This window comes from Flavobacterium sp. (assembly GCF_020217025.1).
GTDB lineage: Bacteria > Bacteroidota > Bacteroidia > Flavobacteriales > Flavobacteriaceae > Flavobacterium.
The window spans coordinates 1-10000 of the sequence record NZ_JAIWOF010000118.1; the positions used below are offsets into that span (position 1 = coordinate 1).

Genomic DNA, 10000 nt, shown 5'->3' on the forward strand with positions numbered 1-10000 from the left:
TTCCTAAATCCAATCCAAATCCCCACGAATTAGCAAAATCTCCAATTACTCTTCGTATTACTTTTGCATTTACTCCGTAATTTAAGCCTTCAATAGGTAAACTTCTGGCATAAGATAGGGTTAAACCATAATCAGCAGTGGAGAAAAGAGAAATTCTATTGTAATCAATATTTCCTTCGCTATCGATTAATTGGGTAGTATTTAAGATATCATCAACTCCAAAACGAATTAAAGAAATTCCAATTGCACTTCTGTCGTCGATTGGCATCGCAAAACCAGCATAGTCATATTGAGCAATATTCGCAAAATAATTGGCATGCATCAAAGCGAATTGTTTGTCTTCTAATTTTAATAATCCTGCAGGATTCCAATAGCCTGAATTTACATCGCCAGTATGCGACACAACTGCATTAGACATTCCCAAAGCAGCAGCGTCAACTCCAATATTCATGAATTCATTGGAATATTTTCTAACAGTTTGCCCATAGGTAGTCCCACTAAAACAAATTATAAGTAGTAAAATGGTCTTTTTCAATGCCAATTTTTTTACAAAGATGAAATAAATTTCTCAAATAGTAAACTCTAAAAGTATTAACTTATTGTATTACATTTGCTGTAAATTAATGATGGCTTGTTTTTAGGACTTTTTTAGTTGTAATTTTGCCATTCGTTTTAGTTGTAATATCAACATTAAATTTAATCAAGAGTTTTAAAGTCACGTTATATGAATATCAAAAAACACATTCCCAATCTGATCACTTTGCTAAACTTAGCAGCAGGATTATTAGCTATCATTGCTATTTTTAAAGGCTATTATGATGAAGCGTTTATTTTTGTTTGTTTGGGTATTTTCTTTGATTTTTGGGACGGATTTTTAGCTAGAAAATTCAATGTAGCTGGACCTTTAGGTGTGCAGTTGGATTCTTTAGCCGATATGGTGACTTGTGGTGTAGTGCCAGGATTGATGATGTTTGTCTTGTTTCAAAATATTCAGGAAGATTCCACTTCGGTTTATTATTTAACGGAAGAGTATTTTTATATGGGATTTGTGCCTTATTTAGGCTTTTTAATTACGTTGGCTTCTTGCTATCGTTTGGCAAATTTTAACATCGATACCCGTCAAACCGATTCTTTTATTGGTTTGCCAACACCTGCTAATGCATTAGTAATTATGAGTATTCCCATGATTCAATATGCTAATGACTTTGAAGGATTGACAGCCATTTTATACAATCCTTTTGTGTTGTTGTTTATTACGATTTTGAGTTCGTATATTTTAAACGCTGAAATTCCGTTATTTTCTTTGAAAATAAAAGAGTTTACTTGGGCGAAGTATAAAAAGCAAATCTTGTTTTTAATTGGTTCTTTGTTGTCTTTTTTTATTTTAGGATTTGTTGCTATTCCATTGATTATTATCAGTTATGTGCTGATTTCTGTAATTAGTAATAAAATGGCGGCTAAGGCGTAATGGCTTCTAAAAATTACAGACGAAAACCTACTACAAAACGAAAATCCAACGCTACAAGTAAATGGATTTTCTACTTCATTTCTTTTGTTCTGTTTTTATTTGTTGCGATTGGAGTTTATACCTTTCGCGATGGTTTCTTGTATTATTTAGGTTTTAAAACCGATAAAAATGTAGCTACACTTTCTAAAGAAGAACGAAAATTAGCCGACATCCGAATTTACGAAGTGTTACACAAACACGATGACAAAGTCATTGGTTTTGATGTTTCGGAATACCAAAGCGAAATTGATTGGGAACAAACCTATCACCTTGACGAATCGTTTGAGTTGTCGTTTGTTTTTATTCGCGCTACCGCTGGAAAAAATAAAATAGATTCCAAATTTAAAGAAAATTGGAAAGCTTCAAAAGAACGCCAACTCATTCGTGGTGCTTATCATTATTATCGTCCTAATGAAAATTCGATTGAACAAGCCGAAAATTTTATCAAAATTGTAAAGTTGCAAAAAGGCGATTTGCCTCCTGTTTTGGATATTGAAAAATTACCCAAATCACAATCGATTGATAGCCTAAAAGTAGGATTACGTCGTTGGCTGAAAAAAGTAGAAAAGCATTATAAAGTCAAGCCAATCATTTATTCAGGCGAGAGTTATTACACCGATTTTTTGAAAGAAGAATTTTCAGAATATCCGCTTTGGATTGCCAACTATAATTTTTGGCGTAATCATTTAGAAGACGATTGGTCGTTTTGGCAATTCACCGAAAAAGCTCAAATTGCAGGTATAGAAGGTATGGTGGATATCAATATTTTTAATGGCGATAAAAATAAGTTGTTATTAAAGTGTATTCGATGATTAAATTATAAAAAAATCCCTCAATCTATTTGAGGGATTTTTTTATTCTTCTTTATTTAAATTCAATTCTCCTTTGCCGTGAATGATGGTGGTTTTAGGCGCTTCAAAGTCGATTTTGGTTCTTCTTAATTCGAAATTTTGTCCTAAATAAACACGTCTTACAACTTCGTCGGCAGCTAGCTCTTCTGGTTTTCCAGCTTTTAGAATACCTCCTTCAAACATTAAGTAGGTTTTGTCGGTAATCGCTAAGGTTTCTTGAACGTTGTGGTCGGTAATTAAAATTCCGATGTTTTTGTTTTTTAATTGGGCTACAATTCTTTGAATATCCTCAACTGCTACAGGGTCAACTCCTGCAAAAGGTTCGTCTAACAGAATGAATTTTGGATCAGTTGCTAAAGCACGAGCAATTTCTGTACGACGACGTTCTCCTCCTGAAAGTAAATCTCCACGATTGGTACGAATGTGTTCTAATGCGAATTCTGCAATTAATTCTTCCATTTTAGCTTCTTGTTCGGCTTTTGAAAGTGTGGTTAATTGCAGTACACTCAATATATTATCTTCAATACTCAATTTTCTAAACACAGAAGCTTCTTGTGCCAAATAGCCAATTCCGTTTTGTGCTCGTTTGTACATAGGAAAATTGGTAATGTCCATATCATCTAAATAGATATGGCCGCTATTTGGTTTTACTAAACCTACAATCATGTAGAACGAAGTGGTTTTTCCGGCACCATTTGGACCTAATAAACCTACGATTTCTCCTTGGTTTACTTCAACGGAAATCCCTTTTACTACACTTCTTTTTTTGTAGGTTTTGACTAAATTTTCTGCTCTTAATTTCATTCTAAGGTTTACTTGTTTAGAAGTTGAATTGTTTAATCGATTTACAAATAAACGAATAAACAATTTAACAATTTATCTTTTAACAATTATTTAGTTTGCTCTTCTAGGGCTTCCCAAAACTCATACGCTCTTCTTAAATGAGGAATTACGATGGTTCCGCCTACTAAAGTGGCAATTCCCATGCTTTCCATCATTTCTTCTTTAGTAACGCCGTTTTTATAAGCGGTTTCTAAATGATATTTGATACAATCATCGCAACGTAAAACCGCTGAAGCTACTAAACCTAATAGTTCTTTAGTTTTTACATCTAAAGCACCTTCCATGTAGGCATTCGTGTCTACATTAAAAATTCTTTTGATGACTTTGTTGTTGTCGGCTAATAATTTTTCGTTCATTTTTGAACGATAATCGTTGAATTCTTTTACTAAATCTGCCATTTTTTTATGCTTTTAATTTTTCTTTTTCTTGACTTTTTACTACCAAAATACTAATTAAAATACTTGCTTCGTATAATATCATAATTGGAATTGTAACGATAATTTGGCTCAAAACATCGGGTGGTGTAATGACAGCCGCTACTACCAATACGACAACTAAAGTGTATTTTCTGTATTTTCTTAAAAATTCGGGAGTGACTAATCCAATCTTGGTTAAGAAGAAAATGATGATAGGTAATTCAAATAACAATCCACTTGCAATAGCGGATGTTTTCATCAAACTCATGTAGGAATCAATATCAATCGAATTGCTAATTTCTGGACTCACAATATAACTCGCAAAGAATTGAACGGATAATGGTGCAATTAAATAGTACCCAAATAAAACTCCGATAAAAAATAATATCGAAGAAATAATGATAAACGATGCCGCGTATTTCTTCTCTTTTTCATATAAAGCCGGACTAATAAATTTCCAAATTTCCCATAAAATGAAAGGGAAGGCGAAAATAAATCCTACCGTAATGGATGTCCACATGTGCATTGAAAATTGTCCGCCCATTTCTCTGTTTTGAATAGGAAGATTGATTTCGGTTATACACATCGTATCGCCCATATCAAATTGTTTTCCTAAATCGCAAAAGAATTGGTATGTAACAAAGTCTGGATTTTTAGGGCCGAAAATGATTTCATTAAATATAAAATCACTGAAAAAGAAAGCTACAATTCCACAAATTAGAATGGCAGCTGAACTTCTTACTAATAACCAACGTAATTCTTCGAGATGATCTAAAAACGACATCTCTTTTATGTTTTTATTTGCCATTATACGATTCCTTCTTTTAAAATATCGTGTAAGTGAAGTATTCCTTTGTATTCATTGTTGTCAATTACAACTAATTGCGTAATCGAGTTGTTTTCTAAAATGTTTAACGCTTCCGAAACTAAAATGCTAGAATTGATGTTTTTTGGATTTTTCGTCATGATGTCTTGCGCGGTTAAATCGGTAAAAGTATCACGATTGTTCAACATACGGCGAATATCGCCATCGGTTACAATGCCAATTACTTGATTGTTTTCAATAACTGCTGTTACACCCAAACGTTTTTCGGAAATCTCCATAATCACTTTTTTGATAGAAGCATCTGGAGTTACCATTGGTTTGTGAGTAGTATCCAACATATCTTTTACACGCAATAATAATTTTTTTCCAAGTGCACCACCTGGATGATATACGGCAAAATCTTCACTTTTAAAGTTGCGCATTTCCATCAAACAAACTGCTAAAGCATCACCTAATACTAATTGAGCAGTAGTACTGTTGGTTGGTGCTAGATTGTTTGGACACGCTTCGCTTTCTACATAAGCATGTAAAATGTAGTGTGATTCTTTTCCTAGGAACGAATTTTTATCAGCCGTCATCCCAATCAAGGTATTGCCAAAACGTTTTAATAACGGCGCCAATACTTTAATTTCTGGACTATTACCGCTTTTTGAAATACAAATTATAATATCCTCTGGTTGCACCATTCCTAAATCACCATGAACCGCTTCGGCTGCATGTAAAAACATAGAAGGCGTTCCCGTTGAATTTAAAGTAGCTACAATCTTTTGAGCGATTAAAGCGCTTTTGCCAATTCCAGTTATAACTAGTCTTCCTTTGGTGTTGTAGATTGCGGTAACACTTTTTGCAAAGTCCTCGTCAAGATAATTCACTAGATCTGCGATGCTTTTACTTTCCGAAAGTAAAGTTCGTTTTGCGGTAGCTAAAATCGTATCAGTTGTGCTCAAAATAGAAATATTAAAAAATTTGTGTGTATAAAAGAAAATCGTATCTTTATGTTTGCAAATTTAGGTAAAATCATATTAATAGAGAATGAATCCACACGAAATTGATTTACATAAAGAATTAAAGAAATATTTTGGTTTTAACCAATTCAAAGGGCTTCAGGAACAAGTAGTTAAAAGTATCATCACAGGAAATAATACCTTTGTGATTATGCCTACTGGTGGTGGAAAGTCGCTTTGTTATCAGTTACCAGCCTTGGTATTGGAAGGAACTGCAATTGTGGTTTCTCCGCTGATTGCCCTAATGAAAAACCAAGTAGATGCGATTCGAAGTTTAAGTTCAGAACAAGGAATTGCCCATGTTTTGAATTCTTCATTGAATAAAACTGAGATTGCCAAAGTAAAAAAAGACATTACTTCGGGCATAACAAAATTGTTATACGTAGCCCCTGAATCGTTAACAAAGGAAGAATATATTGAATTTTTAAACAGTGTTAAAATATCATTTGTAGCTATTGACGAAGCACACTGTATTTCAGAATGGGGACACGATTTTCGTCCTGAATATCGTAACTTAAGAAATATCGTTCGCCTTTTAGGCGATGTGCCTATGATTGGTTTAACCGCAACTGCTACTCCAAAAGTACAAGAAGATATCTTGAAAAACTTGGATATGCCTGATGCGAATACTTTCAAAGCTTCGTTTAATCGTCCAAACTTATATTACGAAGTACGTACTAAAACTAAAAATGTAGAATCGGATATTATTCGATTCATCAAACAACACAAAGGAAAATCAGGTGTTATTTACTGTTTGAGTCGTAAAAAAGTGGAAGAAATTGCACAAGTTTTACAAGTCAATGGTATTAGTGCTGTTCCCTATCATGCAGGTTTAGATGCTAAAACGAGAGCAAAACATCAAGACATGTTCTTAATGGAAGATGTAGAAGTTGTAGTTGCAACTATTGCTTTTGGTATGGGAATCGACAAGCCAGATGTTCGTTTTGTAATTCACCATGATATTCCAAAATCATTAGAAAGTTATTATCAAGAAACAGGTCGTGCTGGTCGTGATGGTGGTGAAGGACATTGTTTGGCTTACTATTCGTATAAAGATATTGAAAAGTTAGAAAAATTCCTTTCAGGAAAACCGGTTGCTGAACAAGAAATTGGTTTTGCGTTGTTGCAAGAAGTCGTTGCTTATGCCGAAACTTCTATGTCGCGTCGTAAATTTTTATTACACTATTTTGGTGAAGAATTTGATGATGTTAACGGAGAAGGTGCCGATATGGATGATAACGTTCGTAATCCAAAGAAAAAAGTCGAAGCACAAGAGCAAGTCGTTACGTTGTTAAAAGTAGTTCGCGATACTAAGCAGTTGTTCAAGTCGAAAGAAGTCGTTTTAGCGCTTGTAGGTAAAGTAAATGCAATTATTAAAGCACAAAAAATAGATGCGCAACCTTATTTTGGTAGTGGTTCTGGTTTTGATGAAAAATATTGGATGGCGTTAATTCGTCAAGTTTTAGTGGATGGTTTATTAACGAAAGATATTGAAACATATGGTGTGTTGAAGATGTCAGAAAAAGGAGAAGCATTTATTAAAAAGCCAGTTTCTTTTATGATGTCGGAAGATCATGAATATAATGAAGAAGAAGATGAGGCAATAGTAACTGCAGCAAAATCTACAGGAACTGCCGATGAAGCTTTAATGACTATGTTACGCGATTTACGTAAAAAAGAAGCTAAAAAACTAGGTGTTCCACCGTTTGTAATTTTCCAAGATCCTTCTTTGGAAGACATGGCGTTAAAATATCCAATTTCTATTGATGAACTAAGCAATGTTCATGGAGTAGGAGAAGGAAAAGCTAAAAAATATGGAAAACCATTCGTTGATTTAATCAATCGATATGTAGAAGATAACGATATTATTCGTCCAGATGATTTGGTAGTAAAATCTACCGGAGCTAATTCTGGATTGAAGTTGTATATCATTCAAAACGTGGATCGAAAACTAGGCTTAGACGATATTGCGAAAGCCAAAGGCTTGGATATGGATGGTTTGTTGAAAGAAATGGAACAGATTGTATATTCAGGAACGAAATTGAATATTCGCTATTGGATTGATGAGATTTTAGACGAAGATCAACAAGAAGAAATTCACGATTATTTCATGGATTCGGAATCCGATAATATCAAAGACGCTTTAAAAGAATTTGATGGCGATTACGATATCGAAGAACTCCGTTTAATGCGAATTAAGTTTATTAGCGAAGTAGCGAATTAATTCTCAATTTTTGAAATAAGGAACACCGATTGAAATAATTTGAGAAATTCTAAAAATAAAAAATCCAAATTCTATTTAAAGAATTTGGATTTTCTTTTTACATCGAATACTCCTTAAACATATAAATCCAGATAATTCGCGATAGTTTAATATTGACTAAGGTTAGACTTAAAATCACAACTCCAATAATCGGAATAATTCGCAAATCGAATGTTTCTTCAAAAAATGGCATGCAGATAAAGTAAGTCATTAATGCTTCTGCAACGCCCAATCCGTAACTAACAAACATCGCTCCAAAGAAAAAACCGGGTTCTTTTTCAAATTTTGTTCCGCAATTGGAACAATTTTCATGCATTTTCGGGAAACTAAAACTAAAATGTAATAATCCTTTTTCGAAAATCTTTCCTTTGTTGCAATTGGGACATTTGTTTCCCAACATGTTTATAACGGTTTTTAACATTGCTTTTTATTTTTAGCAAATTTAAGCGATTATAATTTAAAAGAGGTTTTGTATTTTCCCATATTATAGCACAAAAAAGACATTTTTGACATGAAGAAAAACGAAGTTTACGAAATTAAGAAGTTTAAACGCAATTTCTTTCATCACAATTTATATGTCAATACGTTTCAAAATCATTTAAAAGAGCATCGTTTTATTGAGTCTTTACACCGACATGATTTTTATGTTTTGGTTCTGTTTACTCAAGGAACGGGTTTGCATAAAATAGATTTTGATGAATTTGCAATTGCAAAAGGAAGTTTTTTCTTGATGCAACCGGGGCAAATTCACCTTTGGGAACTTTCTTCAGATATTGAGGGTTACATTGTTTTCTTTTCTAAAGAGATTTATAATTTACATTTCAGAGACAAGAAAATTGAAGAATATTTGTTTTTTCAATCGTCTAAAAACAATCCCGAATTGCAATTGAAAGATAAGGAATTGAAGCAAATTCAGCCTTATTTTGATTTAATGGTAATTGAAAATGAACAAGACAAATTGCATAAAAAAGACAAAATGCTCAACTTGTTAGATTGTATTCTGATTGAAATTTTAAGAATTTATAATGTCGATTCTAATCATTTAACTTCCGCTTATAATCATAAATTGAAAGAATTTGAATTGTTATTAGAGCAGTTTTATAAAACCGAAAAGTCGCCTTCGTTTTATGCAGATAAAATGGCAATAACCTTAAAACACCTCAATAGAATTTCAAAAAACATACTGAATATTACCATTACCGAATTAATTACCAGAAGAGTAATTTTAGAAAGCAAGCGTATTATGGTAGACCAAAACAAAACAATTGCTCAAATTGCCGATGAATTAGGCTATTCCAATTATTCTTATTTTTCAAAATTGTTTAAAAAAAGTGTTGGAATAACTCCAACAGAATTTGTCAATCAACTTAAAAATTAATTTTGATAGATTTCACCACGATGTGGTTTTAAGATATCTCTAAAGGTAATCATGTCTTTTTCATCTACCACAATGAAAGCAATCGCGTGCATTTCGTTGATGATTTCAAAACCTGTTTTTTCTAAAGTGATTTTCTCTTTTTCTAAATATTCGTTTAGATGAATATCATGATGTTCCGCTGTTTTGGCTGCGGCTTCTCCTCTAAAATCCCAAATTAGTTTTATTTTTCGCATTTTGTAAGTTTCAAAGAAGCAAAGTTACAAAGTCAAGGTTCAAATTACTATTTTTGCAGCATAATTAACAAGAATACATTATGCCACGCGAATTTCAATTTCAAGTTTCACCCGAAGTAGCCGCAAACGAAAGTTTGTTAGCCCAACATGTAGCCAAGTTATTTCAGGTTAGCCCAAAAGAAATTCAAAAAGTGGATGTTTTAAAACGTTCGATAGATGCGCGTCAGAAAGCCATTAAAATGAATATTAAGGCGAATGTTTTTTTGGTTGGAGAAGATTATGTTGCTTCAAAAATTGAATTACCTGATTATCCCAATGTTACCAACAAACAAGAAGTAATTGTAGTAGGAGCAGGTCCAGCTGGATTATTCGCTGCTTTGCAATTAATCGAATTAGGCTTAAAACCAATCGTTTTAGAACGTGGAAAAGATGTTCGTGGTCGTCGTCGCGATTTAAAAGCGATTAATCGTGATGGTATCGTAAACGAAGATTCCAATTATTGTTTTGGAGAAGGTGGAGCCGGAACGTATTCCGATGGAAAATTATACACACGCTCAAAAAAGCGCGGTGATGTTGATCGTATTTTAGAGCTTTTTGTAGGATTTGGTGCAACACCGGATATTATGGTGGACGCTCATCCGCATATTGGTACTAATAAGTTACCTCAAATTATTCAAGA

11 protein-coding genes and 1 pseudogene are annotated in these 10000 nt (G+C 33.2%); 5 read left to right on the top strand and 7 right to left on the bottom strand.

Going from position 1 to position 10000, the window contains the following annotated elements; all coding sequences use genetic code 11:
• A pseudogene (locus LDL23_RS05805) lies at positions 1–535 on the bottom strand (hypothetical protein); the annotation flags it as partial.
• A 189-nt stretch (positions 536–724) separates the two neighbouring features.
• On the opposite strand from LDL23_RS05805, the gene LDL23_RS05810 reads away from it, so the two are divergent.
• Positions 725–1468, top strand: a complete 744-nt coding sequence (locus tag LDL23_RS05810; RefSeq protein ID WP_291264866.1) for a CDP-alcohol phosphatidyltransferase family protein — start codon at positions 725–727, stop codon at positions 1466–1468.
• Positions 1468–2319 (top strand): glycoside hydrolase family 25 protein, encoded by an 852-nt coding sequence (locus LDL23_RS05815; RefSeq protein WP_291264867.1) that lies wholly within the window; start codon positions 1468–1470, stop codon positions 2317–2319. Before LDL23_RS05810 ends, LDL23_RS05815 begins: the two co-directional genes overlap by 1 nt.
• A 42-nt stretch (positions 2320–2361) precedes the next feature.
• Here LDL23_RS05815 and lptB read toward each other — a convergent pair whose 3' ends face one another.
• The 4 genes from lptB to LDL23_RS05835 all read right to left on the bottom strand — a co-directional run bounded on the left by lptB (position 2362) and on the right by LDL23_RS05835 (position 5390).
• The gene (gene lptB, locus LDL23_RS05820) at positions 2362–3162 is read right to left on the bottom strand and encodes an LPS export ABC transporter ATP-binding protein (RefSeq protein WP_291264868.1); all 801 of its coding nucleotides are present in this window, start codon (positions 3160–3162) and stop codon (positions 2362–2364) included.
• A gap of 86 nt (positions 3163–3248) precedes the next feature.
• Positions 3249–3599 carry a carboxymuconolactone decarboxylase family protein gene (locus LDL23_RS05825; protein ID WP_026724505.1) on the bottom strand — a complete coding sequence of 117 codons (351 nt, stop codon included), beginning with the start codon at positions 3597–3599 and terminating at the stop codon, positions 3249–3251.
• Positions 3600–3603: 4 nt separating this feature from the next.
• Positions 3604–4425, bottom strand: coding sequence for a twin-arginine translocase subunit TatC (gene tatC / locus LDL23_RS05830; protein ID WP_291264869.1), 822 nt, complete (start codon positions 4423–4425; stop codon positions 3604–3606).
• Positions 4425–5390, bottom strand: a complete 966-nt coding sequence (locus tag LDL23_RS05835; RefSeq protein ID WP_291264870.1) for a KpsF/GutQ family sugar-phosphate isomerase — start codon at positions 5388–5390, stop codon at positions 4425–4427. The genes tatC and LDL23_RS05835 overlap by 1 nt, the downstream gene beginning before the upstream one ends.
• 85 nt (positions 5391–5475) lie before the next feature.
• Here LDL23_RS05835 and recQ point away from each other — a divergent pair, with 85 nt between their 5' ends.
• On the top strand, positions 5476–7671 hold the full coding sequence (gene recQ, locus LDL23_RS05840) for a DNA helicase RecQ (protein WP_291264871.1): 2196 nt from the start codon (positions 5476–5478) through the stop codon (positions 7669–7671).
• A gap of 97 nt (positions 7672–7768) precedes the next feature.
• On the opposite strand, the gene LDL23_RS05845 is transcribed toward recQ, so the two are convergent.
• Positions 7769–8131: a DUF983 domain-containing protein gene (locus LDL23_RS05845; protein WP_291264872.1), complete on the bottom strand. Its 363-nt coding sequence runs from the start codon at positions 8129–8131 to the stop codon at positions 7769–7771.
• Positions 8132–8221: 90 nt separating this feature from the next.
• Here LDL23_RS05845 and LDL23_RS05850 point away from each other — a divergent pair, with 90 nt between their 5' ends.
• Entirely contained in the window at positions 8222–9088 is an 867-nt protein-coding gene (locus tag LDL23_RS05850; protein WP_291264873.1) for an AraC family transcriptional regulator, read from the top strand.
• Here the strand turns inward: LDL23_RS05850 and LDL23_RS05855 are convergent.
• Entirely contained in the window at positions 9085–9321 is a 237-nt protein-coding gene (locus LDL23_RS05855; RefSeq protein WP_291264874.1) for a hypothetical protein, read from the bottom strand. The genes LDL23_RS05850 and LDL23_RS05855 overlap by 4 nt on opposite strands.
• A gap of 80 nt (positions 9322–9401) precedes the next feature.
• Between LDL23_RS05855 and LDL23_RS05860 the strand changes: the two genes are divergently transcribed.
• Positions 9402–10000 (top strand): FAD-binding protein (locus LDL23_RS05860; protein ID WP_291264875.1); only part of this gene is annotated, 599 nt, incomplete at its 3' end.

What these genes read in the sequence shown, in the direction of transcription:
- LDL23_RS05810 (WP_291264866.1), top strand. Translation starts at nt 725, where the DNA reads ATGAATATCAAAAAACACATTCCCAATCTGATCACTTTGCTAAACTTA.
- LDL23_RS05815 (WP_291264867.1), top strand. Translation starts at nt 1,468, where the DNA reads ATGGCTTCTAAAAATTACAGACGAAAACCTACTACAAAACGAAAATCC.
- lptB (WP_291264868.1), bottom strand. Translation starts at nt 3,162, where the DNA reads ATGAAATTAAGAGCAGAAAATTTAGTCAAAACCTACAAAAAAAGAAGT.
- LDL23_RS05825 (WP_026724505.1), bottom strand. Translation starts at nt 3,599, where the DNA reads ATGGCAGATTTAGTAAAAGAATTCAACGATTATCGTTCAAAAATGAAC.
- tatC (WP_291264869.1), bottom strand. Translation starts at nt 4,425, where the DNA reads ATGGCAAATAAAAACATAAAAGAGATGTCGTTTTTAGATCATCTCGAA.
- recQ (WP_291264871.1), top strand. Translation starts at nt 5,476, where the DNA reads ATGAATCCACACGAAATTGATTTACATAAAGAATTAAAGAAATATTTT.
- LDL23_RS05845 (WP_291264872.1), bottom strand. Translation starts at nt 8,131, where the DNA reads ATGTTAAAAACCGTTATAAACATGTTGGGAAACAAATGTCCCAATTGC.
- LDL23_RS05850 (WP_291264873.1), top strand. Translation starts at nt 8,222, where the DNA reads ATGAAGAAAAACGAAGTTTACGAAATTAAGAAGTTTAAACGCAATTTC.
- LDL23_RS05855 (WP_291264874.1), bottom strand. Translation starts at nt 9,321, where the DNA reads ATGCGAAAAATAAAACTAATTTGGGATTTTAGAGGAGAAGCCGCAGCC.